This is a genomic window from Rhodococcus sp. MS13 (assembly GCF_013277835.1).
Lineage (GTDB): Bacteria > Actinomycetota > Actinomycetes > Mycobacteriales > Mycobacteriaceae > Rhodococcus_F > Rhodococcus_F erythropolis.
In genome coordinates this window covers 198,625-224,765 of sequence record NZ_VBTL01000013.1, presented here as the reverse complement: position 1 = coordinate 224,765, position 26,141 = coordinate 198,625, and the positions used below count along the sequence as shown (strand labels likewise).

The 26,141-nt window shown below is 63.0% G+C and carries 26 protein-coding genes; 13 read left to right on the top strand and 13 right to left on the bottom strand.

What is annotated here, in order from left to right:
• Positions 1-7 precede the first annotated feature (7 nt).
• On the bottom strand, positions 8-751 hold the full coding sequence (locus tag FEZ59_RS26765) for a 3-hydroxybutyrate dehydrogenase (protein ID WP_020907052.1): 744 nt from the start codon (positions 749-751) through the stop codon (positions 8-10).
• Positions 748-2,124 (bottom strand): MFS transporter, encoded by a 1,377-nt coding sequence (locus tag FEZ59_RS26760; protein WP_020969173.1) that lies wholly within the window; start codon positions 2,122-2,124, stop codon positions 748-750. Before FEZ59_RS26760 ends, FEZ59_RS26765 begins: the two co-directional genes overlap by 4 nt.
• A 153-nt stretch (positions 2,125-2,277) precedes the next feature.
• Between FEZ59_RS26760 and FEZ59_RS26755 the strand changes: the two genes are divergently transcribed.
• Entirely contained in the window at positions 2,278-3,225 is a 948-nt protein-coding gene (locus FEZ59_RS26755; protein ID WP_172933442.1) for a LysR family transcriptional regulator, read from the top strand.
• On the opposite strand, the gene FEZ59_RS26750 is transcribed toward FEZ59_RS26755, so the two are convergent.
• The 3 genes from FEZ59_RS26750 to FEZ59_RS26740 all read right to left on the bottom strand — a co-directional run bounded on the left by FEZ59_RS26750 (position 3,194) and on the right by FEZ59_RS26740 (position 6,345).
• Positions 3,194-3,910, bottom strand: coding sequence for a GAF and ANTAR domain-containing protein (locus tag FEZ59_RS26750; RefSeq protein WP_019747714.1), 717 nt, complete (start codon positions 3,908-3,910; stop codon positions 3,194-3,196). The genes FEZ59_RS26755 and FEZ59_RS26750 overlap by 32 nt on opposite strands.
• A gap of 50 nt (positions 3,911-3,960) precedes the next feature.
• On the bottom strand, positions 3,961-4,503 hold the full coding sequence (locus FEZ59_RS26745; protein ID WP_172933441.1) for a hypothetical protein: 543 nt from the start codon (positions 4,501-4,503) through the stop codon (positions 3,961-3,963).
• A 99-nt stretch (positions 4,504-4,602) separates the two neighbouring features.
• Complete coding sequence (locus FEZ59_RS26740) at positions 4,603-6,345, bottom strand: glycerol-3-phosphate dehydrogenase/oxidase (RefSeq protein WP_047890264.1); 1,743 nt, start codon at positions 6,343-6,345, stop codon at positions 4,603-4,605.
• A gap of 108 nt (positions 6,346-6,453) precedes the next feature.
• Here FEZ59_RS26740 and glpK point away from each other — a divergent pair, with 108 nt between their 5' ends.
• Together glpK and FEZ59_RS26730 are read left to right on the top strand one after the other, a co-directional pair.
• Positions 6,454-7,944, top strand: a complete 1,491-nt coding sequence (gene glpK, locus FEZ59_RS26735; protein WP_172933440.1) for a glycerol kinase GlpK — start codon at positions 6,454-6,456, stop codon at positions 7,942-7,944.
• A gap of 171 nt (positions 7,945-8,115) precedes the next feature.
• A complete protein-coding gene (locus tag FEZ59_RS26730) occupies positions 8,116-9,531 on the top strand; it encodes an MFS transporter (RefSeq protein WP_019747710.1) in 1,416 nt (471 codons plus the stop codon).
• Here the strand turns inward: FEZ59_RS26730 and FEZ59_RS26725 are convergent.
• Positions 9,528-10,424, bottom strand: coding sequence for a LysR substrate-binding domain-containing protein (locus FEZ59_RS26725; protein ID WP_020907047.1), 897 nt, complete (start codon positions 10,422-10,424; stop codon positions 9,528-9,530). The two genes, FEZ59_RS26730 and FEZ59_RS26725, sit on opposite strands and share 4 nt — an antisense overlap.
• 84 nt (positions 10,425-10,508) lie before the next feature.
• On the opposite strand from FEZ59_RS26725, the gene FEZ59_RS26720 reads away from it, so the two are divergent.
• Positions 10,509-11,423 carry a CoA-transferase gene (locus FEZ59_RS26720; protein WP_020907046.1) on the top strand — a complete coding sequence of 305 codons (915 nt, stop codon included), beginning with the start codon at positions 10,509-10,511 and terminating at the stop codon, positions 11,421-11,423.
• Entirely contained in the window at positions 11,420-12,205 is a 786-nt protein-coding gene (locus FEZ59_RS26715) for a CoA-transferase (RefSeq protein ID WP_020907045.1), read from the top strand. The genes FEZ59_RS26720 and FEZ59_RS26715 overlap by 4 nt, the downstream gene beginning before the upstream one ends.
• Here FEZ59_RS26715 and FEZ59_RS26710 read toward each other — a convergent pair.
• Together FEZ59_RS26710 and FEZ59_RS26705 are read right to left on the bottom strand one after the other, a co-directional pair.
• Positions 12,186-13,367, bottom strand: a complete 1,182-nt coding sequence (locus FEZ59_RS26710) for a PLP-dependent aminotransferase family protein (RefSeq protein WP_020907044.1) — start codon at positions 13,365-13,367, stop codon at positions 12,186-12,188. The genes FEZ59_RS26715 and FEZ59_RS26710 overlap by 20 nt on opposite strands.
• 180 nt (positions 13,368-13,547) lie before the next feature.
• Positions 13,548-14,951 (bottom strand): NAD(P)H-quinone dehydrogenase, encoded by a 1,404-nt coding sequence (locus tag FEZ59_RS26705; RefSeq protein ID WP_020969166.1) that lies wholly within the window; start codon positions 14,949-14,951, stop codon positions 13,548-13,550.
• Between the two features lie 154 nt (positions 14,952-15,105).
• Between FEZ59_RS26705 and FEZ59_RS26700 the strand changes: the two genes are divergently transcribed.
• A complete protein-coding gene (locus FEZ59_RS26700) occupies positions 15,106-15,576 on the top strand; it encodes a gamma-glutamylcyclotransferase (protein WP_003940753.1) in 471 nt (156 codons plus the stop codon).
• Positions 15,577-15,589: 13 nt separating this feature from the next.
• Here FEZ59_RS26700 and FEZ59_RS26695 read toward each other — a convergent pair whose 3' ends face one another.
• Genes FEZ59_RS26695 through FEZ59_RS26680 form a run of 4 tightly spaced genes read right to left on the bottom strand, consistent with a single transcriptional unit; the run spans position 15,590 to position 19,738 of the window.
• A complete protein-coding gene (locus FEZ59_RS26695) occupies positions 15,590-16,666 on the bottom strand; it encodes a hypothetical protein (protein ID WP_020907043.1) in 1,077 nt (358 codons plus the stop codon).
• A 55-nt stretch (positions 16,667-16,721) separates the two neighbouring features.
• Positions 16,722-17,870, bottom strand: coding sequence for a M20 family metallopeptidase (locus FEZ59_RS26690; protein ID WP_099697327.1), 1,149 nt, complete (start codon positions 17,868-17,870; stop codon positions 16,722-16,724).
• On the bottom strand, positions 17,867-19,027 hold the full coding sequence (locus FEZ59_RS26685; protein WP_172933439.1) for an amidohydrolase: 1,161 nt from the start codon (positions 19,025-19,027) through the stop codon (positions 17,867-17,869). The genes FEZ59_RS26690 and FEZ59_RS26685 overlap by 4 nt, the downstream gene beginning before the upstream one ends.
• A 12-nt stretch (positions 19,028-19,039) precedes the next feature.
• Positions 19,040-19,738 carry an enoyl-CoA hydratase-related protein gene (locus FEZ59_RS26680; RefSeq protein ID WP_003940710.1) on the bottom strand — a complete coding sequence of 233 codons (699 nt, stop codon included), beginning with the start codon at positions 19,736-19,738 and terminating at the stop codon, positions 19,040-19,042.
• A gap of 67 nt (positions 19,739-19,805) precedes the next feature.
• Here FEZ59_RS26680 and FEZ59_RS26675 point away from each other — a divergent pair, with 67 nt between their 5' ends.
• Both FEZ59_RS26675 and FEZ59_RS26670 read left to right on the top strand, forming a co-directional pair.
• Positions 19,806-20,603, top strand: coding sequence for a purine-nucleoside phosphorylase (locus FEZ59_RS26675; protein ID WP_046378310.1), 798 nt, complete (start codon positions 19,806-19,808; stop codon positions 20,601-20,603).
• Positions 20,600-22,192: a phospho-sugar mutase gene (locus tag FEZ59_RS26670; protein ID WP_092763731.1), complete on the top strand. Its 1,593-nt coding sequence runs from the start codon at positions 20,600-20,602 to the stop codon at positions 22,190-22,192. Before FEZ59_RS26675 ends, FEZ59_RS26670 begins: the two co-directional genes overlap by 4 nt.
• On the opposite strand, the gene upp is transcribed toward FEZ59_RS26670, so the two are convergent.
• On the bottom strand, positions 22,189-22,812 hold the full coding sequence (gene upp / locus FEZ59_RS26665; protein WP_007727319.1) for a uracil phosphoribosyltransferase: 624 nt from the start codon (positions 22,810-22,812) through the stop codon (positions 22,189-22,191). The genes FEZ59_RS26670 and upp overlap by 4 nt on opposite strands.
• An 81-nt stretch (positions 22,813-22,893) precedes the next feature.
• Here upp and FEZ59_RS26660 point away from each other — a divergent pair, with 81 nt between their 5' ends.
• From FEZ59_RS26660 to FEZ59_RS26640, 5 genes are read left to right on the top strand one after another with little or no spacing between them, the layout of a single operon-like run.
• Positions 22,894-23,208, top strand: a complete 315-nt coding sequence (locus FEZ59_RS26660) for a type VII secretion target (RefSeq protein ID WP_020969162.1) — start codon at positions 22,894-22,896, stop codon at positions 23,206-23,208.
• Positions 23,205-24,197 (top strand): C40 family peptidase, encoded by a 993-nt coding sequence (locus FEZ59_RS26655; RefSeq protein WP_092763733.1) that lies wholly within the window; start codon positions 23,205-23,207, stop codon positions 24,195-24,197. Before FEZ59_RS26660 ends, FEZ59_RS26655 begins: the two co-directional genes overlap by 4 nt.
• Positions 24,198-24,205: 8 nt before the next feature.
• Positions 24,206-24,547: a hypothetical protein gene (locus FEZ59_RS26650; RefSeq protein ID WP_092763890.1), complete on the top strand. Its 342-nt coding sequence runs from the start codon at positions 24,206-24,208 to the stop codon at positions 24,545-24,547.
• Positions 24,544-24,843 carry a YbaB/EbfC family nucleoid-associated protein gene (locus FEZ59_RS26645; protein ID WP_020969159.1) on the top strand — a complete coding sequence of 100 codons (300 nt, stop codon included), beginning with the start codon at positions 24,544-24,546 and terminating at the stop codon, positions 24,841-24,843. Before FEZ59_RS26650 ends, FEZ59_RS26645 begins: the two co-directional genes overlap by 4 nt.
• 47 nt (positions 24,844-24,890) lie before the next feature.
• Positions 24,891-26,129, top strand: a complete 1,239-nt coding sequence (locus tag FEZ59_RS26640; RefSeq protein ID WP_020969158.1) for a hypothetical protein — start codon at positions 24,891-24,893, stop codon at positions 26,127-26,129.
• Positions 26,130-26,141: the final 12 nt, after the last annotated feature.

The following is a 26,141-nucleotide window of genomic DNA, read 5'->3' as shown; positions in this document are numbered from 1 at the left end:
GGGTGGTCTAGCTGGCGCTCCACCCTCCGTCGATGGTGTACGACGCCCCCGTCACCATCGACGCCTCGGTCGATGCCAACCAGCCCACCAGCGATGCCACCTCCGCAGGCTCGACCATCCGTTTGATTGCGCTCTCGGTGAGCATCACCTTTTCGACAACCTCGGATTCACTGATTCCGTGAACCTTTGCCTGGTCGGAGATCTGGGATCGCACCAGTGGCGTCAGGACGTAGCCCGGATTGACGCAGTTGCTGGTGACACCGTGTGGGGCGCCTTCGAGCGCAACAACTTTCGACAGTCCTTCGAGTCCGTGCTTAGCCGTGACGTATGCACTCTTGAATGCCGAAGCGCGGAGCCCGTGGACCGAGGAAATGTTCACGATGCGACCGAAACTGTTGCGGTACATGTACGGCAGGGCGGCCCGAGCGAGGAGGAATGGCGCTTCGACCATGAGGCGCTGAATCTTCCGGAAGTCCTCGACGTCGAAATCCTCGATAGGACTGACCCGTTGTATGCCGGCGTTGTTGACGAGTATGTCCGTCTCGAGTGACAGATCCACGAGTTGGTCGGTGTCGAGGAGATCGACGGCCCACGCAGTGCCGTCGATCTCCTCGGCCAGGGACTTCGCGGCGACGTCGTCGAGATCGGCGACGGTCACGTGCGCGCCGCGGGCGGCGAGGAGTCGAGCACACGCCTCGCCGATCCCGCTGGCACCACCGGTGACCAGAGCAGACTTTCCGGTCAGCGTCATACAGACACACCGGCCCGCTCGTCGGCGAGAACACGGGCGTCAGCGGCGTCGACGGACTCGAGCGAGATTCCCTTGGTCTCCCGCGCGAAAATGACTGCAACGATGGTGACCAGGGATGCCAGCAGGAGATAGATCGCGATGGGGACCGAGGAGTCGAACTTGCTCAGCAATCCGGTCGCGATGATCGGAGCCAGTGAACCCGCCACGATGGACGTGACCTGATAACCCAGGGAGACACCGGAGTAGCGCATCCGAGTCGGGAACATCTCGGCCATGATCGCGGGTTGGCCTGCGTACATGAACGCGTGGAACACGAGCCCGATGATGATTGCCGACAAGATGACTGCATTGTGCCCGCTGTTCATCATCGGGAAGGCGAAGAATCCCCACGTTCCGGCGGTGACGGCGCCGATCATGTACACCGGGCGTCGACCGATCGTGTCGGACAGTTTGCCTACCAACGGAATCACTGCGAAGTGCACGGCATGTGCCATCAGCATCCACCAGAGGATGTGCGCCGTGTCCGCATGAACGACGACCTTGAGGTAAGTGATCGAGAAGGTCACCACGAGGTAGTACATGACGTTTTCGGCGAAACGCAGCCCCATCGCGGTCAACACTCCGCGCGGGTAACGCTTGACGACCTCGAAAACGCTGTACGAGGTTGCCTTGACCAGTTCTGCTTCCTTCTGCGCCGCAATGAAAATGGGAGCATCGGTGACCTTGGTGCGAACGTAGTACCCGACCAGAACGATCACCGCGGAGAGCCAGAAGGCAACGCGCCAGCCCCAACTCATGAAGGATTCGTCCGAGAGCGTCGACGTCAGGATCAACAGCACGACCGTCGCCACCAGGTTGCCCATCGGCACGCCGGCCTGAGGCCACGACGACCAGAATCCGCGCGATCGATTCGGGCTGTGCTCGGCGACCAGGAGTACCGCCCCACCCCATTCGCCGCCGACCGCGAATCCTTGGATGAAGCGCAGCGTGACCAGCATTGCCGGCGCCCAGTAGCCGATCTGACCGTAGGTAGGCAGGCAGCCCATCAAGAACGTTGCGGCGCCGACCAACAGCAAACTGAACTGCAGCAACTGCTTTCGGCCGAATTTGTCTCCGAAGTATCCGAAGACGATTCCGCCGAGTGGCCGGGCGGCGAATCCGACGGCGTAGGTGATGAAAGCCGCGATGATCGCATCCAGCTCGTTGCCGCCGCCGGGGAAGAAGACCTTGCTGAAGACCAGCGTGGCCGCCGTGCCGTACAGAAAGAACTCGTACCACTCGACCACGGTGCCCGCCATCGAGGCGCCGACCACCTTCTTCAGCCCCGATGGTGGGGCTTGGCTCTCAGGTTTCGGCATGTTGTCGACGCTCATCGTGGACTCCCTCGTCTTCAGTTCGCGATTCGCCTGCTCTTCACGATCAGGAATGTGACCGCTCGCACATTTTTTGTGACTCGATGAGTATCAGTGCAGATTGATGGCACGACAATGACAAATCTCGCACCATATAGGTGCAAAAATGCAGATATGACTCTCGGACTGAGCCCGGACGACCTACTAGTGCTTCTCGCGGTCGGTCGCACCGGTCGCTTCAACACCGCCGCCGACGACCTCGGCCTCAATCACACCACCATCTCGCGCCGCATTTCCTCGCTCGAGAAGTGTCTCGGCGGCCGTGTCCTGGTTCGCTCGTCCGGCGGCTGGGAGCTGACCGACCTGGGCAGACAAGCCCTCAGCGCGGCCGAGCGCATCGAGGCCGCGGTGAACGAACTGGCGCTCGACTCCACCGGTCAGCAGCAACTCGACGGCGTCGTGCGAGTCTCGGCGACCGACGGATTCAGCGCATACATCGCGGCGCCCGCCGGCGCCGCGGTTCGCAGACGCCATCCCCGCGTCAGCGTCGAGATTGTTGTCGCAACCAGAAAGGCGTCGCAGATACGCTCGGGCCTCGACATCGAGGTTGTGGTCGGCAAGCCTCAGGTTCACCGCGCCGAAGCAGTCCATCTGGCCGACTACGCGCTGGGTTTGTACGCGTCCCGAGACTATCTACGTCAGAATGCTGTTCCCGAGAGTGCCGCAGATCTGGCCGATCACTCGCTCGTGTACTTCATCGACTCGATGCTGCAGGTCGACGAACTCGATCTGGCTCGCAAGCTCACAGTTTCCATGCCCGAGGCCGTCACGTCCACCAACGTGTTCGTCCACATCGAGGCAACGCGCGCGGGTGCCGGCATCGGCCTTCTCCCCTGTTTCATGGCCGAGCAGCACGACGATTTGATTCGCGTTCTACCGGCTCACATCGAGGTGAGACTTTCCTATTGGTTGGTGGCCCGTTCGGAATCCTTGCGACGCCCGGAGGTCGCAGCGGTGGTGACAGCTCTTCGAGAGACGGTGGATCGCAAGCGATCTCAACTCCTCGGTTCTCCCGGGACGAACGAAGCGCTCAGTCCAGAGTCGAACGATGCTGGACGATGACCTTGCGCGCCAATTCGGCGATCTTGACGTTCATGTTTTGTGAGGTTCGCACCAGAATGTCGAAGGCCTCGTCGTCGGACACACGATGCAGTGCCATCAGCAGACCGACGGCCTGACCGATTTCGCGGCTGCTTGCCAGACCACGTCGCAGCGAGTCGGCATCCTCGCCTCGCGTCAGCGCAGTGACGGCCACGGATGCAAATGACGCCAACATGATCGCGTGGTCGGCAACGGTTTCGGTGAAAGCCCCCGGAGTGTCCGAGAAGAGGTTGAGGGCACCGAACTTCTGACGATCGACCATCAGCCGGAACCCCATCGATCCGCGAATGGGTGTCTCTGCCACTACTTTCCGAGCGAACTCGGGCCACTGATTCGGGGTGCGAAGGTCCGACTCGAGTTGCGGCGCCTCCGTATCGAGGGCGTCGATGCACGGCCCCTCACCGGTGGCACGCTCGAGATCGTCTGCATAATCGGCGATCTCGTCGCTCGCCGCTACGGTGACGTTGGTGTTTCCACGTCGCAGCATCAGACTTGCGTGGTCGCAACCGGGAATCAACTCGACAGCCGCCGAACAGATCGCGGAGTACACCTCGGCGCTGTCTGCCGCGGAGTAGAGGATCTCCGCCAACGCCGCGAACACTGCCTTGGGTTCTGTCAGTGCTTGGTCGCGCTCAGCCATCTCCATACACCTCGGGGTCTACCGTTCATCGAATTCTTCATCGAACGGTACAAACCTTACTTACTCAACCTGATGGGGTCGCCGCCGCTCGCCGATTCCCGCCCGTCCGTCCCCTGAAAAGCCTCCGTAGCTGCGCGGTGATGCAGCGCCGTGACCGTGGTGATCTGCTTGGACACCAGGTCGTTGAGTTCGCGGTACTGCTCCTCGGTCTCCCCGGCCGGAATGTCTCGCAGGACCTCCCACATCGCACTCTTGCCGCACAGCGCGGTCCGCATGATCTCGAGCGTTGCCAACTTCACGAGGCGATTACGCCAGATGGCGTCGACATGGACGAGACGTCTGATCCGATTGACCGTCGCGTCGATCTTGGAGTACCGCGGCAGAGATATGCCCTGGGTGTCCTCGATCAGTTGCAGCAGCTGCTCGATCTCGTACTCGAGCTCACCCGGCAACGAATCCAGCTCACCGTCGGCCCAGACGCCGTACGAGTCCGAGAGTGACCGCGAGAGTTGCAGCCCCACCATCGCCCCGCACAGGTGAGTGACCAGATAGCCGGTAGCTATGTGTTCCTCAGCAGATCGCGACCGATTACCGAACATTGAGATCCTCCTGGGCGACGCTCGACCGGTCTGTGCTGACTCGGGTGGTGATTCGCCATCCGCCTACCCGCGACAGACCGAGAACAAACGACAGGCGACTCAGACCCGATCCGGCACCACGACGACGGGCTCGAGGATCTCGGCCCGCGACTCCGGCGCTGCGGCGCGCAATGCGTCGGCCGACTCGTCGTCCGGCTGGGTCTGAGACTCGATTTCGGCTTCGACACGCGCTCGGTACGTGTCGACCTCGCGTTCGACGGTGGCGGCATCCCAACCGAGAATCGGGGCAACCAATCCGGCGACCTGCTGTGCGCAGTTGACACCACGATGCGGATATTCGATTGCGATACGCGTACGGCGAGCCAGAATGTCGTCGAGGTGCAGTGCCCCCTCGGCCGCGGCGGCGTACACAGCTTCGACCTGAAGGTAATCGGGCGCGTCCGTGATGGGCTGCAACAACTCCGGTGTCTGCCGGCCGAGTTCGAGGACCTCGGTGATGAGCGAACCGTAGCGGTCGAGCAGGTGCTTGACGCGATACGGATGCAAGCCGTACTGCTCGCCCAGTTGCACGGTCTGGTTGATCAACGCGAAGTATCCGTCGGCGCCGACGAGCGGTACCTTCTCCGTGATCGACGACGCAACCCGCGCCGGAATGTCTTCTGCTGCGACGTCGACGGCGTCTTCCGCCATGACCCGATACGTCGTGTACTTTCCGCCGGCGATGGCGACCAGACCTGGAGCCACACGGGCAACGGCGTGCTCGCGCGAGAGTTTCGACGTCTCGTCGCTTTCACCGGCAAGCAGCGGGCGCAGGCCGGCGTACACACCGTCGATGTCGGCGTGCGTCAACGGCGTGACCAGGACGGAGTTCACGTGGCCGAGGATGTAGTCGATATCTGCTTTGGTTGCCGCCGGATGTGCGAGATCCAGGTTCCAGTCGGTATCAGTGGTGCCGATGATCCAGTGACTGCCCCACGGAATGACGAACAGCACCGACTTCTCGGTACGCAGGATGATGGCGGCTTCACTGACGATGCGATCGCGCGGGACGACGATGTGTACGCCCTTCGACGCTCGCACCCGGAACCGTCCGCGCTGACGTGAGAGCGCTTGGATCTCGTCCGTCCAGACACCGGTCGCATTGATGACGACGTGACCCTTGACCTCGGCGGTACGGCCGTCTTCGCAGTCCCGAACACGAACTCCCGAGACCCGATCCGCTTCCCGCAGAAAGCCGACGACCTGCGTCGACGTTCGGACGACCGCGCCGTAGTGTGCAGCGGTCCGTGCGACGGTCATGGTGTGCCGAGCGTCGTCGACGACGGTGTCGTAGTACTGGATGCCACCGGTCAGCGAACTGCGCTTGAGGCTCGGCGACATGCGTAGTGCGCCCGCCCGCGTCAAGTGCTTCTGGGAGGGGACCGACTTTGCGCCGCCCATTCGGTCGTAGAGGAAGATTCCCGCCGCCATGTACGGGCGCTCCCACACTCGGTGAGCCAGAGGGAACAGGAACTTCAGCGGCTTGACCAGGTGCGGAGCGAGCGTGGTCAGCGAGAGTTCGCGCTCACGCAATGCTTCACGAACGAGGCCGAATTCGAGTTGCTCTAGATAGCGGAGACCGCCGTGGAACATCTTCGACGAGCGACTGGACGTGCCGGATGCGTAGTCGCGGGCCTCGACCAACGCAACCTTGAGTCCGCGGGTGGCCGCATCGAGCGCAGCTCCGACACCGACAACACCGCCGCCGACAACGACGACGTCGAATTGCTCGGTCTGAAGCTGTTCCCAAGCAGCTTCACGCTGCTGCGGGCCGAGAAACTGCGCACCTTGCTGCTTACTCAACCCGGTCTCCTGTAAGTCGACGACGAATCCGTTTACAGGCTAGTAGCTTGATCCACATACTGCGACAGCGCACGGATAACTGCGAACGCGCCCGAACATAGGAGCACAGTGAATCAATACATCGCCGCCATCGACCAAGGCACGACGTCGAGCCGCTGCATGATCTTCGATCACGACGGCGCCGTGGTGAGCGTTGCGCAGAAAGAACACGAACAGATTTTCCCGCGTGCCGGTTGGGTCGAGCACGACCCGGTTGCGCTGTGGATCAACACCCGGGAGGTGGTGGCCGGTGCTCTCGCGAAGGTCGACCTCACGCGAGCCGACATCGCGGCCGTCGGAATCACGAATCAGCGTGAGACGGCCGTCGTTTGGGAGCGTTCGACGGGCAAGCCGATCTACAACGCGATCGTGTGGCAGGACACGCGCACGGATCAACTGTGTGTCGAACTGGGCGGCGACGAGGGTCCGGACAAGTACCGAGACAAGACCGGACTGCCGCTCTCGACCTACTTCGCCGGGCCGAAGATCCGGTGGATTCTCGACAACGTGGACGGCGCGAGAGCCAAAGCGGAGGCCGGAGAATTGTGCTTCGGCACCGTCGACACGTGGATCGTATGGAACCTGACCGACGGTGTTCACGTGACAGATGTCACCAATGCGTCACGCACGATGCTGATGGATCTCGAGACCCTTCATTGGGACGAATCGATCTGCGCGGACTTCGGAATCCCGATGTCGATGCTCCCGGAAATCCGTAGTTCGTCCGAGGTCTACGGCACCGGCCGTCCTCGCGGCAATCTCGCCGGTGTGCCGGTCGCCGGAATCCTCGGTGACCAGCAGGCAGCCACATTCGGCCAGGCCTGCCTCTCCGAGGGTGAAGCCAAGAACACCTACGGCACCGGCAATTTCATGCTTCTCAACACCGGAACGAAGCCGGTGCACAGCAAGCACGGACTGCTGACGACCGTCTGCTACAAACTCGGCGAAGCCCCTGCCGTCTACGCACTCGAAGGTTCCGTCGCGGTGACCGGCTCCTTGGTCCAGTGGCTTCGGGACAATCTCGGAATCATTCAGAACGCCAAGGACATCGAGCCACTCGCCGCAAGTGTCGACGACAACGGCGGCGCCTACTTCGTACCCGCGTTCTCCGGACTGTTCGCACCCCGGTGGCGACCGGATGCACGCGGCGTGATCGTCGGCCTGACGCGGTTCGTCAACAAGGGACACCTGGCTCGCGCGGCGCTCGAGGCGACGGCATACCAAACCCGTGAGGTCATCGACGCCATGCGTGCGGATTCGGGAGTCGAACTGTCCGCGCTGAAGGTCGACGGCGGCATGGTGGTCAACGAAACCCTGATGCAGTTCCAGTCGGACATCCTCGGAGTTCCCGTCATCCGTCCGGTGGTCAACGAAACGACAGCACTCGGCGCTGCGTATGCAGCGGGCCTCGCCATCGGTTATTGGGCCGACACCGAAGACATCCGCAACAACTGGGCCGTCGGCCAAACCTGGGAACCGGCGATGGACGAATCCGAAAGGTCACGGCTGTACGCGGAGTGGAACAAGGCCGTCGAGCGGACGTACAACTGGTCCGAGTAATCACCCCGATCCTTCCATACCGGAAGAGCTGATCATGGTCGCCTATTGATACTCCTGAGGTATCAATAGGCGACCAAGTTGGTATTGGACGTGACCTACACCACTCTGCGAATCTCATTCAGGCGCGCCACGTTTCGGCGCCGCGAATGTTGCAGAGAAAGGTCGCCACGCATGAGTTCACCCACTCGCAGTTCCGAGGAGATCAACGCCAAGGCACGAAGAGCCGGTATCGCTTCATTCATCGGAACCACCATCGAGTGGTACGACTTCTATATCTACGGCACCGCGGCTGCCCTGGTATTCGGCGAGATCTTCTTCTCCGACACGCTGCCGAACGGAGTCGGCACGCTCCTCGCCTTCATCACCCTGTGGGCAGGGTTCCTCGCCAGGCCGATCGGCGGGATCATCTTCGGTCATCTCGGAGACCGGATCGGGCGCAAGAACACTCTGGTCATCACCTTGATGATGATGGGCGTCGCCACTGTCGGGATCGGACTCCTCCCCACCTACGCGCAGGTCGGCATGTGGGCCCCGATCGGTCTGGTCACCCTTCGCGTGATCCAAGGAATTGCGGTCGGTGGTGAGTGGGGTGGCGCGGTACTCATCGCCAGCGAGAACGCGCCGAAGGGCAAGAGCATCCTCTACTCCGCGTTCGCTCAGCAGGGCTCCCCCGCGGGAAATCTGTTGGCAACCATCGCATTCTTCCTGCTGTCCTCGATGCCGACGCCGTCATTCCTTCTCTACGGCTGGCGAATCCCTTTTCTCGTTTCGGCAGGCCTGGTCATCCTCGGCATGATCATTCGCCTGAAACTCGAAGAGTCCGACGAGATGAAGGCCGTTCTCGCCCGCAAGAAGGTCGTCAAACTTCCGCTCGCCGAAGTATTGCGCAAGCACTGGGTGCTGGTTCTCCTCGGCGCCGGCGCACTCCCCCTCGCCCAGGTCACCTATTTCAAGAACACCTTCGCATTGTCCTGGGCTACAAAAGAACTCGGATACGACCGCGGCACATTCCTCGCCGCTATCGCGATCGCACTTGTCGTGCAGTTCATCGTCCAACCGTTCGGGGCCGTTCTGGTTTCCAAGATAGACATGCGGAAGGCCATGTGCCTGATGGTGATACCGGAGTTCGTTCTCATGCCCGCGATGTTCTTTGCCATCAGAACCGGGAACTTCACCATCGCAGTCGTTGCGATGTGTCTCGCCACGATCCCGCACTCGATGTTCTACGGCGCCATCGCCGGCGTTCTCGCTCGCGCCTTCCCTGCGAACATCCGTTACACGGGTCTGTCGACGGCGTATCAACTGTGTTCCCTTGTCGTCGGCGGCGGAACTCCGGTACTGGCGCAGTGGATGCTCAACACGTCAGGCAACATCGTCGGGGTCGCGATCGTGTCCGGACTGTACGCACTTGTCTCGCTGATCTGCACCCTTCTCTTGCTCCGACGTACCGGCTACAACGCAAGCGAACTCTCGACGGCCGAGCAAGCGGATTACGACGAGCTCGAACTCGAGAACGCTCTTGCCGATACTGCAAACTCGCCGAAGTCCGAAGCGGGTGAAATTCCTACCGGGAGGGCAACCGTCTAAGCCAGGGACGGCAGCGCCTGCTCGGACAATTTCAACACTTCGAGAAGAGCAGGTCTGTCGTCTCCATCTCGCCAGGCGATACGCAGTTGAAGGGGAGGAGGTGGATCCATGACGGGAACAAAGACAACATCAGGGTTCACGATGCTTTGGGCCACCGACGAAATAGTCAACGAGCATCCGATTTCCGCGGACACCAGCGCGATCAACGACATCGAATCCGGTGCCGTCTGCACGATTCGAGCCAGGAACCCTGCGTTCTTCGATGCAGTGAGCAGAGACTCCCGCAGAATCGAACCCGGCTCCGCCGGAAGCGTCACCCAATTCTCGGACTCCAATTCGATCAACCGAACCGATTCCCTCGACGCCAACGGATGGTCTTTCGACATGGCAACCAGAAAGTTCTCCTCGGCGATCAATCTCGACGTGATCCCGAGCGGCGGGACGGTCCACCGGACCATCCCGATGTCGAGGCGTCGATCGAGCAACATCAACAACGCCTCGTTCGCGAAAGCGGAACTGTCGAGCACGAATTCGATACCGGGATTCGTCTTTCTCACCAATTTCGCCCACCGCCCGACGAGTAGGTGCGACGAGGTTCCCGCGAAGCCCAGGCGAACGCGACCTGTCGTTCCCTGGCCTGCCGCGGATACCGCGATCTCGGCCATCCGGCACGCGTCCAGAATTTCGCGCGCCGGAAGCAGCAGTGCTTCACCGGCAGCAGTCAACCGCACAGTTCGAGTACTTCGATCGAACAACGGCGAACCGAGCTGTTTCTCGAATTGCCTGATCGTTCGACTCAGCGGCGGTTGCGCAATCCGAAGGCGCTGAGCCGCACGGCCGAAATGTAGCTCCTCAGCCACCGCGAGAAATGCGTTGATCTGATGAATTTCCACCCGACATTGTTGCGCCACACCGGCCGACCATGTCAAGTTTCCGAAACCGACCAAGTGCGCGAGAACGTAAGAAGAGGTACACACGTGGACAAGACGCTCTCGATGAAAGAGGCCATCGGTCGATACGTCGGCGACGGAATGACTGTTGCGTTGGAGGGCTTTTCGCATCTCATTCCATTTGCCGCGGCACACGAGATCATCCGGCAGGGCAGGAAGGACCTCACGCTGTGCCGGATGACGCCGGACATCGTTTCCGACCAACTCGTCGCCGCCGGCTGCGTCCGAAAGCTGGTCGCTTCGTTCTTCGCCAGCGGCTCCGCAGGTTCTCTGTACGAGTTACGCAGACGCATCGAGAACCAGGACCCGCTCCCCCTCGAAGTCGAGGAATACAGCCATTACGGCATGGTGTGCCGGTATCAGGCGGGAGCCGCCAGGCTTCCCTTCTTCCCGCTACGGTCGTACGCCGGTAGTGATCTACCCGCACTCAACCCACAACTGAGACTCGTCGAGGACCCGTACGGCGGCGGGAGCGTCTACGTTGTGCCGCCATTGAATCCGGATGTCACGATCATCGGCGCACAGCGAGCGGACACGTCCGGGAACGCGCAGATCTGGGGCATCGCCGGGGTGCAGCAAGAGGCCGTGTACGCCGCGAAGAAGGCAATCGTCGTTGTCGAAGAACTGGTCGACGACGAGGTCATCAGGTCAGACCCGAGCCGAACTCTGATTCCCTCGCATGCAGTCGACGCGGTTGTCGTCTGCCCGCGCGGCGCACACCCGTCGTACGCGCAGGGATACTACGACCGCGATTGCGGCTTCTACCGACGCTGGACCGAAATCTCCAAAGACCCTTCACGGCTGAGAAATTGGCTCGACGAATGGGTGTACGCACTCGACAGTCACGGCGAGTATCTCGCCAAACTCGGAGCCGACTACTGGTCGGATCTCGAGGTCGGACCAAAACTCTCCACACCAGTCGACTACGGGAGCAGACTATGACCACCACGATCGACACCGGTAGCACCACCTCCACCGAAACGATCGTCGCCGTCGCGGCACGCGAATTGGCGGGTAAGCGCCGGGTCTTCGCCGGAGTTGGACTACCCACGCTCGCAGTCGATCTCGCGCGGCACACGTCGAATCCGGACGTCGAGCTGATCTACGAATCCGGAGTGTGCGGTGCACATCCGTCGGCAATGGCCGAGGGTATCGCGGACTCCGTGGTTGTCTCCGGTGCCGAATCCGTGCTGAGCATGGCCGCGCTCTTCGGTTACGTCCTGCAAGGTGGCAACGTCGACGTCGGATTTCTCGGGGCCGCCCAAATCGATCGAACGGGCAGTCTGAACACAAGTTTCATCGGTGACTGGAAGAACCCGACGGTCAGACTGCCCGGAGCGGGCGGGGCCGTCGAGATCATCGCGAACGCCGCCGAGATCTTCGTCGTGATGCGTCGCCACGACCTCAGTTCCTTTCCGGCCGAGCTCGACTTCTGCACCTCACCCAGCCCCGCCCGCGCCCACGCCAGCGGTAAGGGCATCATGCCGGCAGGTGCAGGAGTGACAAAGGTATTCACCAACCTCGGCGTCCTGACACACCAGGGCCCCGGCGGCGAATTGGAGTTGACCAGCGTCCACGAGGGAATCTCCGTCGATCAAGTCCGAGAGTCGACGGGATGGGACCTCGCCGTCGCCGAGCACGTCACCATCACCACCCCACCATCGAGCACGGAGATCGATCTGCTCCGCAACACTATCGACAAGGTCAGGCTGTACCTGCGGTAACACTCTTCCGGAGCCTGCCGACGGCATCGACCAGCAGGGCTTCGGGATACGTCGCGAAACACAATCGAGCGCTTCGACCGAGGTCAGCTTCGACCGCGAAGGCCGAACCTGGGACAAATGCCACGCCATGCTCGAGCGCGGCACCCAGGAGTTCGGTGGTGTCGACGTCGTCGACGAAATCCATCCAACAGAACATCCCGCCGCGGACCTCGGAAAAGCGTGCACGCCCACTCAATTCCGTCTCGGCGGCCGTGACCAACGCCTTCGCTCTGGCGCCGTAACCCTCCCGGAGCTTGTCGAGGTGCGTTTCGAACCATTCGACGTCGGAGAAGAGGTCTGCGGCGATCTGCTGGGTGAGCGAAGACCCGCACAGGTCAGCGCCTTGCTTGATCAGTTCGACCGCCTCGCAGACCTTTCGGTCGCCGTGCAGCCAGCCGACGCGCAGCGCCGGTGCCAACACTTTGGAAGCACTGGACAGCCGAATCACCCTGTCCGACAACGCCGCCAGCGGTGCGGGCGGTTTCTCGCCGAAGTACAGTTCGCCGTACGGGTCGTCCTCGAGAACCCAGAACCCGTATCGGTCCGCCAGCGCCGCCAAGTGCGCTCGCCGCTGCGCCGAAAGCACCGCGCCCCGCGGGTTGTGGAAATTGCTCACGGTGTGCACAACTTTGGGCCGAAGACCGGCGGCGAGTTTCGCCTCGAGCGCGTCGGTGTCCATTCCGTCCTCGTCCAACTGGACGGGAACGAGACGAGCCTGCGCCGTCCGAAAGACCTGCAGCGCACCGGTATATGCCGGTTCCTCCACGACCACAACGTCACCGGCGTCGAGGAGGACCTGCGCGAGCAGGCTCAAACCTTGCTGAGAACCGTGTGTGATCACAACTTCGGACACGTCGAGTGCCCGCCCGATCTTGGAGGATTCGCGCTCGGCAATCACCTCACGGAGGCGCCGCAGGCCTGACGTCTCGCCGTATTGAACGGACGAGGGGTCACCGAGTGCGTCGTGGGCTGCCTTCGAGATTCGTTCCCGCGGAATGAAATCAGGATCGGGTAGTCCGCCGGCCAAGCTGATGACGTCGGGTCGGGCAGTCAAGGTGAGCAGATCGCGAATTGCAGAACTACGGAGTCCGTCCATACGAGCGGACAGCGCGGCGTGTGTCATGTGAAGCTCCCAGGCACGCAGAATGAAGGTCAGAGGAAAACACCCTGAGCCGTCCTGGGTCAACGGGGCGGGAGAGCGCCGAGATACCGACCCTTGATTCGGTCGGTATCTCGACTATCTCACCAATACTTCAGTATGTGAAACAGACTTCTCACATTGTAAGAAGACTCTGGTCCGTTCTCAGTCCAGGTCGTCGTGACGCATGAGCTGACGAGCTGCCTCGGTGATCGATCCGGTCAACGACGGGTACACCGAGAACGTCTGAGCCAGGTCGTTGACCGTCAGGTTGTTCTGCACGGCGATCGCAATCGGCAGGATGAGTTCCGAAGCGGTGGGCGCGACCACAACACCGCCGATGACCACGCCGGTAGCCGGGCGGCAGAAGATTTTCACGAAGCCGCGGCGCAAACCGGACATCTTGGCGCGCGGGTTGGTGTTGAGCGGCAACATGACGGTGCGAGCAGGCACCTCTCCGTTGTCGATCGCGGCCTGCGAAACACCCACCGTTGCAATTTCGGGGCGCGTGAAGACGGCCGATGCGACGGTCTTCAACTTGATCGGGCTGACGCCTTCACCGAGTGCGTGGTACATCGCGATACGTCCCTGCATCGCAGCCACCGACGCGAGCGGGAGCAGTCCGGTGCAGTCACCGGCAGCGTAGATACCGGAAACCGTGGTGCGCGAGACCCGGTCGACACGCAGGTATCCACCCTTGTCCAACTCGATGCCGACCCGCTCCAGGCCGAGACCGTTGGTGTTGGGGACGGAACCGACGGTCATCAAAGCGTGACTTCCTTCGACCGTGCGGCCGTCGGAGAGCTTGACGATGATGCCCTTCTCGGTGCGCTCGACGGCGTCTGCGCGGGCGTGCTTGACGAGGGTGACACCGCGCTCGGCGAGGGCGTCCTCGAGCACGAGCGCCGCATCGGCATCCTCGCCGGGCAGAACACGGTCACGACTGGACACGAGTGTGACCTTGACGCCCATCTCGGTGTACGCGGAGACGAACTCGGCACCGGTGACACCGGAACCGACCACGACCAGGTGCTCGGGCAGCTCGTCCAAGTCGTAGAGCTGACGCCACGTCATGATTCGCTCACCGTCGGGCTCGGCTCCCGGGATGATGCGGGGGCTGGCGCCGGTGGCGATCAACACGACGTCTGCGTCGATGGTCTTCTGCTCGCCGCTTCCGAGCGTCGCGCGAACCTGGTGTGCTGCCATACCGAGGAGCGGATCGGTCAGTTCGGCGGTGCCGGAGAGAACCTCGACGCCAACCGTCTGCAACCGTGCGCGAATGTCCGAGGACTGGGACAACGCGAGACTCTTGACTCGGGAGTGGATCTTCGGCAGTGACACCGAAGCCTGCTCCGGATCCAGAGTGATGCCGAGGTCGGATGCACGACGCATGTCGGTGCGGATTCCGGTGGACGCGATGAACGTCTTCGACGGGACACAGTCGAACAGCACACACGCGCCGCCGACGCCGTCCGAATCGACCAGGGTGACCGTGGCCCCGTGCTGCGCGGCTACCAGTGCCGCCTCGTAGCCGGCGGGTCCGCCACCGATGATCACGATCCGGGTCATGTGTCCTCCAAGTCCTCGCGTGGCCGGCAGGGGTCTCCCGTCGACCAGTGTCACGCTATTCGAGCACCACGTGTCGCGCAGTGCTTGTACCAGATTACTTGCGTCCGGTGGTCCGCTTCGCCACACCCTCGGACCACGGTTTAGGCTTGCGCCCGTGTCGATTTATGCCGCCTACGGTTCCAACATGCATCCCGAGCAGATGTTGTTGCGCTGCCCACACTCGCCCATGTCCGGGACAGGGTGGCTGCGAGGCTGGCGCCTGACCTTCAGCGGCGAGGACCTCGGCTGGGAGGGGGCTCTCGCCACCGTGGTCGAAGACCCCGATTCCAGTGTTTTCGTGGTCCTCTACGACGTCCCGGAAGAGGACGAAGTGAGTCTGGACCGCTGGGAAGGTGCCGAACTCGGTCTGCACCGCAAGATCCGCGTGCGGGTCGACACCGCAGGCGATGCGGTGCTCGCTTGGCTCTACGTCATGGATGCGTACGAAGGCGGACTGCCGTCGGCCCGCTACATCGGCGTGATGGCCGACGCCGCCGAGATTGCCGGAGCGCCGGCCGAGTACGTGCGAGAGTTGCGGACGAGAAACAGCCGCAACGTGGGTCCGGGTAACGGTGTTACCGATTAGATAGCTGTCCTGCTCAAAGCAGCAGGAAATACGCGAGCACTGCAAGTGCTGCGAGTACCACCACAATCGTCAGGCCGATGAGCACACGCTTGGAACCGCGTGACTCCGATTCGCCTGCGGCAACTGCAGTCTCCGGCTCGACTGTTGCCACCCCGGTTGCAGTTTCAGCCGCCACCTTCTCACGTCCGAGAGTGTCGAACACCTCCGTCACGTCGTGTGAAGGCGGCAAACCGATCGGCACGATCGTGTGCGACGTCGAGGTGAATCCGGCAGCCAGAATTGCGGCTCCCAGCGCGGCCGACTGCTCCGGTCCGGGCCCGAGTTCACATCTGACACCGAGCTTTTCGGCGATTCCGGCCGCTATGGACATCATGGCTGCTTTGTCTGTCGCCGGTTCTCCGTCACCGGTGACGACTACGGCGTCCAGGTTCTCCGGCATCCAACCGAACGCACCCAGTGCCGTCGCGAGGCGTGAACTCGGTGAACTCCCGTCGCCGGCGAAGCCGAATGCGCGGCCGGCGGCGACGCCCGAACGCACCAGCGTGACCGCTGCCCCGGTGTCGTCGACGTGATAGATGCCGATGAGTGTGCCGGCGAGTGCCGCGATTTCCGACTCGAACCACGCCGAGACCGCCTCGGCGTCCGAGACGAGAGTGACCCGCTCGAGGCCTGCATAGACCAGTGAATCCTGCATGAGGGCCGCTGTGGACGAGTCCCAGCGCGACGGGTAGGTCGCGACGATGTCGGGCGCTCCCCCACTTCGACCACCACGATCGGGCAGCGGCTCGCATTCCTGCAACAGGCAGCGAATCGACGTCGCCACCAAATCCTCGGCGCGGTAACGGGTATCGGCCGTTCCGGAGACGCCACTCGGGTCCCCCACACGGCCGACAAAACCTGACCATGATTCCGAGAATTCACGGCCGGCACCCAATTGCTCGGTACCGCCGAGCACGGTCGTTCCGTCCTTGCGTTGATTGAGAATCGTGTCCCTGACCAACACCACCGGATCGGCCGAACCCGGATCGTTGGACGCAACTACAGCCGTCGACACCAATGTGCCGATTCGCACTCCCACACCTATGGACATGCCCGTACCTTCACTCGAACGACACGAAAAACGGTACCCCCGACGGGAACCGGAACTATCCCAGAACCAGGCTCGTCAGAACCTTCACACCGACGCCGAGTGCACGCTCGTCGAGATCGAAAGTGGGTTGGTGGATGTCGAGCTGATCGCCTTCACCCGACCACACGCCGAGCCGCGCCATGGCACCCGGCACGGTTTCGAGGTACCACGAAAAGTCTTCGCCACCACCGGATTGCGGGGTGTCCGCCAAAGCATCTTGTCCGACGGTCGCGATGGCGTCCTCGAACATCCGAGTGGACACCTCGTCGTTGACGACCGGTGGCACTCCGCGACGATAGTTGAGTTGGTAGCGAACTCCGGTGGGCGCGAGCAGTCCGTGGACGATTTCTTCCACGAGCGGTTCGAGCAACTCCCACGTGTCGTGATCGCCGGTACGTACCGTGCCCGTCATCATGCCGGTCTGCGGAATCGCGTTGGGCGCCTGACCTGCACTGACCGCACCCCACACCATCACGGTGCCGGTACGCGGATCGATACGACGGCTGAGCATTCCCGGCAGCCCGGTCACGACTGTGCCGAGTGCGTAGATGAGGTCCGTGGTCAGGTGCGGCCTCGACGTGTGCCCACCCGGAGAGTCGAGAACGACCTCGATCGTGTCTGCAGCAGAGGTGATCGCGCCAAGACGCATTCCGACCTGGCCTGCCTCGAGTCGCGGATCGCAGTGCAGAGCAAAGATTCTGGACACGCCGTCGAGCGCGCCGGCAGCGATGACGTCGAGTGCACCACCAGGCATGACTTCCTCGGCGGGCTGGAAGATCAGCCGAACCCCGACGGGAAGTTCGGGCAGCGTGGCCAGAGCCAATCCGGCGCCGAGCAGGATGGTGGTGTGGGCGTCGTGCCCGCATGCATGAGACACACCGGGGACCGTGGACGAGTACGTCGCCCCGGTCGCCTCCTGCATCGGCAAAGCGTCCATGTCGGCGCGAAGTGCGATTCGCGGCCCCTCAGGTCCGATGTCGCACGTGAGCCCGGTGCCACCGGGAAGGAGCTTCGGCGACAGCCCAGCGGCGGTGAGGCGGGTCGCGACGAATTCGGTGGTCGCGTATTCGCGGCGAGCCAACTCCGGGTTGGCATGGATGTGTCGACGCCACGCGACGAGGTCGTCGGTGTGCGCGTGAATCCACGTGTCGATTGCCGCGTTCACCGGCGATCTACCCCTTCCAACAGACGGGTGCGTTGTTCTGGATCGGACGCTACCCGGACAGCAGTGCGGGCCAACGCAATTGCACCGTCGACTACCGCTCGATCTGCGGAGGTGGTGATACACGCGGCCGCGAACTCCGGCTGATGTGTCACTGCCCCCGATGAATCCAAGCCTATGACCGGGTGAATTCCCGGAATCACATTGGTCACATTACCCATATCCGTACTACCCAGTGGACGGGAGCGCTCCCATTCCGCTGCCAGTGGCACCCGCCCGAGGTCGACGATCTGTTCACGGTACGCCGCCGCCAGCCACGGATCGGGGGTCAACTCGGTGTAAGTGGGCGATACCGTGCGGATTTCGTGGGTGCATCCGGTGCCGAGTGCGCCCGAGGCGAAGCAGGCGTCGGCACGCTCGGACAGATTGGCCAACGACGCGGCCGTCTCGGCACGCAGGTAGTACAGCAGTTCGGACCGAGCCGGAACGATGTTGGGAGCAGTGCCGCCATCACTGACGATTCCGTGAATCTGTTGCCCTGGCTGGAGGTGCTGGCGCAACAGTCCGACCGCCACCTGCGCGAGCGTCGCGGCATCGGCGGCATTACGACCGAATTCCGGCGCAGCAGAGGCGTGCGCTTCGCGACCGTGATAGCTGACGGCGATGTCCGCCAGGGCCAGCGAGGTGGCACCGATGATGTCGATCGGTCCTGGATGAACCATCATGGCCGCGCCGACGCCGTCGAATGCACCACGCTCGAGCATCAGAACTTTGCCGCCACCGGTTTCCTCCGCGGGAGTACCGATCACTCGGACGGTGATCCCCAGTTCGTCGGCCACGGTAGCCAACGCGATGCCGGCCCCGACCGCGGCGGCGGCAATGATGTTGTGCCCACAGGCATGACCGATCTCGGGCAGCGCGTCGTACTCAGCGCAGATCGCGATGACCAACTCTCCACTGCCGTAGGTGGCATCGAAGGCCGTCGGCAGATCGACGATCCCGTGAGTGACCGCGAAACCGTGCTGCGCCAGCAGGTCCGACACTTTGGCAGCGCTGCGGAACTCCTCGAAGGCAAGTTCCGGATCGCTGTGAATCGAATGCGACAGCGCAATCAGATCGGCCCCTACGGACCTGACTGCGCTGTCGACATTCTGGTTCACGCGATCATTGTCTCACCCGAAGGAGAAGTTGCTCTTGTCAGTCACCTGAGCGAGGTCCGCAAGCGCATCGCGGTGGATGCCTGCCTTGATTCCCGCCAAGTTCTTGCCGTGAGTCGACGTCAGTGCCGATGCCTTGGCCACTGCTGCGGCGAGTACTCCGTCGCCGTCGACCGTTTCCTGCACGATGCCGGCAGCAAGTGCGTCGGCGCCGCCGAATCGACGCCCCGTCGTCATCGCGTCGACTGCCGTCTGCTTGGGCAGACGACTGTTCAACAGTGCTGACATGCCGACAGTGAACGGCATGTTCAGTCCGACCTCGGGGAGGCAGTAGAAGCCGCGGTCCGCGCGCATGATCTGGAAATCGTGTGAGGACGCGAGCATGGCGCCGGCGCCGAACGCGTGCCCCTGCACGGCCGCGACCGTGGCCATCGGGAAGGTCAACAAACGGCTGTAGATGGTGTGGACCTTGTCCAGGTAGCCGGGCAGACCGTCGAGATTGCCGAAGATCCACGTCGTGTCCAGGCCGTTCGTGTAGAACTTGCCCGTCGCGGTGGTCACCAGGGCTGCGGGCCCCTCGTGCGCTTCGACCTCGTCCAACTTGCTGTGAACAGCGTCGATCCACTCAGGGCCGAAGCGGTTCTCGTTGTCCGTTTCGCCCTCGTTGCCGAGGTACAGGATGAATACGTCGCCGTCGCGTTCGAGATAAGGCATGGATGGGAGAGTAACGCCCGCCAACTCACCCGGCGAACCGACCCGACTCCTCAGTAGGGTTGCTCACATGGGAACGATCGCCGAGGCCGCCGCCGCTGCTCTGTCCGCCATGACTGGCTCTTCGTCACCGTCAGTCGCCATCGTGCTCGGGTCGGGGTGGACCGATGCCGCAGACGTGTTCGGCGACGCCGGTGCGGACGTGACAGCCGAAGTCTCGATGGCGGATCTTCCTGGCTTCGCCCCACCGTCCGCTCTCGGCCATGCGGGCACCATTCGTTCGGTGCGCGTCGGAAACACCGAAGTTCTGCTGCTGCTCGGGCGCGCGCACGCATACGAGGGCCACGATCTCGGTACCGTCGTCCACCCGGTCCGGACAGCCATTGCTGCCGGCGCCGACACGGTCATCCTCACCAATGCGTCCGGCGGTATTCGCGAAAACTACACAGTCGGTCAACCGGTGCTGATCAGTGACCACCTGAACCTGACGGCCCGCTCTCCCCTCGTCGGCGCAGAGTTCGTCGACCTGGTCGACGCCTATTCGCCGGAACTGCGTGCGCTGGCTCGCTCGATCGACCCGGACCTTGCCGAGGGTGTTTACGCCGGGCTTCCCGGTCCTCACTACGAGACTCCGGCCGAGATTCGAATGCTTCGTACACTCGGCGCCGATCTGGTCGGCATGTCGACGGTTCACGAGACCATCGCGGCTCGTGCGCTCGGCGCCCGCGTTCTCGGCATCTCCATGGTCACCAATCTGGCCGCCGGAATCACGGGCGCCCCGCTCGACCATCAGGAAGTGCTGGCGGCAGGCAAAGCATCGGCGGCCCGGATGGGAGTGCTGCTGCGTCAACTGGTCGAGCAGCTGTGACACCACTGAACGTCACCGAGTGGATCGACGCCGATCCGGACCCAGTTACCCGCGCAGAATTAGCAGCCCTTTCCGAACATGAACTGGCCGAACGCTTTTCCGCACCACTGACGTTCGGCACTGCTGGGCTTCGCGGGCCGGTGCGCGGCGGACCCAACGGCATGAACCTCGCGGTCGTCATCCGGACCACGGCCGGTCTGGCGGCCTGGCTGACAGCTCGCTGCCAGGGCGGGTCCCGCGTTGTGGTCGGCCGCGACGCCCGGCTCGGTTCAGAGGCATTTGCTCTCGCCGCCGCCGAGGTCATGGCAGCGGCCGGGTTCGAGGTGACCCTGCTCCCCCGCCCACTGCCGACACCGCTGGTGGCGTTCGCGGTGCGCAGGCTCGGGGCAGCGGCAGGTATCCAGATCACCGCCTCCCACAATCCTGCCGCCGACAACGGTTACAAGGTGTATCTCTCGGGCGGAGCGCAACTCGTCTCCCCCGCCGATCGTGAAATCGAGAGCGAGATCGCCCGCATCGGTGGTGCCGCCGACGTCGCGCGAGCATCGGTGATTCCGGCCGACGATTCTCTGGTCGAGGAGTACATCGCCCGCATCGCGACCCTCCCGCACGGCGACGCCCGCTCGATCCGGATTGCGCTCACGGCAATGCACGGCGTCGGCGGCGAAACTGCGACCGCGGCTCTGCGAGCAGCAGGATTCGAGGACCTGCACGTCGTGGCGGAGCAGTTCGATCCCGACCCCACGTTTCCGACCGTCGAGTTCCCCAATCCCGAAGAGCCCGGTGCCGCAGACCGCCTGCTCGCCCTTGCCCGAAGTGTCGACGCTGACCTGGCGATCGCACTCGACCCGGATGCCGACCGCTGCGCCGTCGGAGTTCGCGACGGTGATCAGTGGCGCATGTTGCGCGGCGACGAAACCGGGGTGCTCCTGGCCGACCACGTACTGCACACGGCGCCCGAAGATTCGTTGGTGGCGACGACGATCGTCTCCTCGACTCTGCTCTCGAAGTTAGCGAAAGCTCGCGGAGCCAGGTTTGCGCAGACACTCACCGGATTCAAGTGGCTCACGCGCGCCGGCGACGGACTCGTCTACGCCTACGAGGAAGCGATCGGGCACTGCGTCGATCCGGATGTGGTGCGGGACAAGGACGGAATCTCAGCTGCCGTCCTTGTGGCCGACTTGGCTGCCACCCTCGCGGGCAGCAACAGAACCCTGTTGGACGTTCTAGGCGACTATGCCGTCGAATTCGGACTGCATCGCGGGGACCAAGTATCCCGCCGCGTCGAGGATTTGAGCGACATCGCCGAAATGATGAAACGACTACGCGCCGATCCTCCTGGCCAACTCGCGGGTGAGCCGGTCACGACCGAGGACTTGTCCCTGGTTCGCGGTGGTATGCGCACCGACGCAGTGATATTCGACGGGCCGTCGATCCGCGTGGTAGTTCGACCGTCCGGAACCGAGCCCAAGCTCAAGTGTTATCTCGAAGTTGTCGTCCCGGTGGCGAACCGCGACGACCTCGCGAACGCACTAGAGCAGGCGAAGGCCCGGCTGGCCGAACTCCGAACCTTCGCCCTTTCGCTCTAGCGGGGTCCGAACTGCCGATCGCCGGCGTCACCGAGACCGGGGACGATGAAAGCGTTCTCGTCGAGTCCGTCATCGATGCTCGCGATGACCAGACGAACCGGGTGGCCGGACGCTGCCAGCGCGTCGACGCCGGCCGGAGCGGCCACGACGCACACTGCCGTGACATCCGTCGCGCCACGCGCAACCAGCAAGTCGATGGTGTGCACCATCGAGCCACCGGTGGCGAGCATCGGATCGAGCACGAACACCGGGATACCGGACAGATCCGCAGGCAGGGATTCGAGGTACGGAACCGGCTGATGAGTCTCTTCGTCACGTGCCATTCCGACAAAGCCGACGCCGGCCGACGGAATCAGCGCACTCGCCTGTTCGACCATGCCCAGACCGGCCCGCAGCACGGGTACCAACAACGGCGGCTTCGCGAGCCGGATGCCCGTCGTCGCTGCTACCGGGGTGTCGACCGGAAACTCCTCGACCTCCGCGTCACGCATGGCCTCGTAGACCAGCATGTGCGTGAGCCTGCGAAGTGCGGAACGAAAAGTTGCGTTCTCACTGCGTGCATCACGCATTGTCGTCAAGAGGGCCGCCGCGAGCGGATGGTCGACTACGTGCGTTTGCATGACCATCAGAATAGTTCCTCGGGAACCGGAGCACCCCGCGCGGCGTCCAAGAAGGAGTAAGCGCAACGGGGGGAAGACAAGTTGACAAATCTGGATCTGGACACTGAAAGCATCGCGGAGTTCGCCACGCGGTTGGGCACTGTTGCCGACAACGTCGCGCAAGCGCGACAGGACGCGGCGGGTGGCGATCACTTGGCTCTGTCCACTGTGCTCGGGCTGATCGGCGGCGACTTCGTCGATGTCGCGAGCCGAGCACAGCAAGCGCACATCGACGACATCGATCGACTGTCCGCTGTGATCTCCAGCGTCCAGTCAGCCACCCGCGACGCTCACGCCGTCTATCTCGACTCCGAGGAATCGGTACGAACGACTCTCGCTGAAGCCGCACGCTCATGATCGACGTCGACGCACTCGCACGACCGATCATCGATCTGGTCGACGTTGTCGGGACTGGCGTCCCCAGCGCAAGTGGACCCGACGTCGGCATCCGAATCGCTACGGACGCCCTCGAGATCGCATACCAATTGGGAAGCGCTGCTCTGAGCGAACTGGCGTCCTCTCAGAGCTCGTCCACGGCACTCACCGCTGCGGTGACCAAAACCGAGCAGACGCAGACGTCGACGCGAAACCTCGCCGATCGTGGGACCGACATCGCCGGCGTCGTGGACGAAGCAACAACGTCCGTGTACGCGGGAATGACCGAACTCGGTGAGATTCTCCAGTCGTTTCTGACACTCGCGATCAAGGCCGGGCCGACGCTCATGACACCGACGGGCCAATTGATGTTGTTGTCGGCCGCGTTGGAGCACCTCGGACGCGCGGTATCGGTTATCGAGCGGGTACGCGGTGAGCTGGCGGGGTCGACCGACAAGATGTCCGCACTCGTCCCGTCCGTCCCGATACCCGATCCCGCACCTGGAGTCTCCGAGTCGGCGGGCGGTTCCGGTTCCGTCGGTGGTTCTGGTTCCGTCGGTGGTTCTGGTTCCGTCGGTGGAGTAGAGGTCGAACTTCCCGACGGCTCGATTGCCACCGCACCGAACGCCGAGGCCGCTGCTGCCGTACGCAACGCGCTTACTCAACAGGGTGTCCCGTACGCCTGGGGAGGCACGACACCCGGAGTCGGTCTGGACTGCAGTGGTCTGACGCAATGGGCATACGGCCAGGCCGGAGTCGATATTCCGAGGTTGGCTCAGGAACAGGGAATCGGGAACCAGGTCGATCAGAACAATCTGATGCCGGGCGACCTCGCGGTCTGGGACGGACACGTCGCCATGGTGATCGGCAACGGTCAGATGGTCGAAGCCGGCGACCCAGTCGAAATCAGTGCCATCCGAACCACGAACAGCGGCATGGGCTTTCACGGTTTCTACCGTCCGACAGAATGACAGGAAACATGAACGAGAACATGCGGGAATCACCGCCGATCATCACTGCCGTCGCCGTCAACCGCGCCGGAACCATCGCGGTCCGCGCCACAGAGCACGCCGTGCCCGTGGACCTGCGGATCAGCCAGGAGGAACTGCGGTACGGCGGGGAACGGTTGGCGCAACAGATACTCACACTGTGCTCGAAAGCAGCGATCGAGGCCGGCGCCCGCCATCGTGTGGAGCTCGAAGAGACCGGAGTCCCGGCAGCGATCCTCGATCGGCTCGGTCTCGCGACCCGAGACGAACTGGCCGATGTCGACGCCGCCGAGGGCCAGAACCTTCCGTCGAGCTGGATGCGTTCGATATGAGCGAGATTGATCGAATCATGGAGCTGGCGAAACACCGGACCGGACTCTTGCAGGACGCCGTCGACGGGGTCGGCGCTCTGCGGGCAGTCGTCTCGAGCGAGGGTGGGATAGTCACGGCGACTGTCGACGGGCTGGGCGCTCTGGTCGACCTACGGATTACCGACTCAATCACCGCGATGAATTCTCGCTCTGTGGCCGCATTGACTGTCGCAACAATTCACCAGGCAGTTCGACAGTCCAACGACGAACGAGAGCGACTGGTCAGTGAGCTCCGAGTGGCACTGAAACAAACGTGACGAACCCCCGCTATGCCTTTCGCTCTGCGGTGGATAGGCTTCCGCCCATGGCTGGAGACATCGTCCCTATCGAAATCGGACTCACCGACGGAGACCTCGTCACTTTGTGGGCACCCCGCTGGCGCGAGGGCGACGACGAGTGGGAAGCGTTCCTCGGCCATGAGGAAGACCTGTACGGGTTCTCCTCCGTCGCAGAACTCGCGGCCTTCATCCGAACGGACTCCGACAACGACCTGGTCGAGCATCCGGCGTGGGCCGTCGTCTCCGGACTGTCGGCAGCCGAGCTCGAACCGGAAGAGAACTTCACCTTCGACTTCGTCGGCGTGCCGGAACTGGCCGCAGGTGATCCTGAGGCACTGGCGGTCTCGGAACTCGAAGACACCTTGAACATGGCTCGCAACATCGGCGAGGTGTGCGAACTGGACGCGGTCATCCGCTTCTTCAGCGGCCATCCGGTTCTCGGCGCGCTTGCGACCGGCGCCGGCACCTTCGAAGGTCGCGAAGGCCTGGAGCTGTGGGACCAGGTCGGCGCTGCGATCGTCAAGGACTGGGACGCCGTTCTCGACGCCATCGACAAGGTGGTCACCTCCCCGAAGGTCGATGCAGCTGCCGTCGCGGTCGCCGAAGCTGAACTGCTCGCTGCCGCCGAGAACACCGTCGACGCCGACGATGTCGCTGAGGAGGGAGAGGACGAGGAATTCGACGAAGACGACCTCGACGAGGAGGAAGACGAAGTCGAGACCTTCTGGGGCGAGGTCGGTGTCGACCCGATCCGCATCATCACCTCAGCCGAGACGTTCTACACTCTGCGCTGCTACATGGGCGATCAGGCGATCTTCCTCGGCAAGGACGGACTGATCACCGTTTTCCGTAGCGAGCGCGCACTCGCTCGCTACCTCGCCGACAACCACGAACACGATCTCTCGCAGGTCAGCACGTACGGCGAAATTCAGAATGCTGCCGTCGACGGTTCACTCGAAATCGAGGTCACGGACGAGAACGTCTACGTTCTGCCCGGCATCGCCGACGACCTCGCCCAGGGCCCGGACGTCGTCGACGCCGAGCAACTGGAACTTGCCGTCGAATTGTTCACCGATGCAGCGGATTTCGCCGACGACGACTCCACCGAGGAGGCTCTGTCCGCGTCGAACGAGCTGGGTTGGTACGTCTCGTACCTCCTCAACCCCGATCCGTCGCGGATGGCTCCGAGTGCGCCGTTCACCAAGGAATCCGAGGCCTGGCGCGAACTCGAGCGTGAGTTCGAGGCCCGGCTGCGATCTGAGTAGTCGGGTGCACGT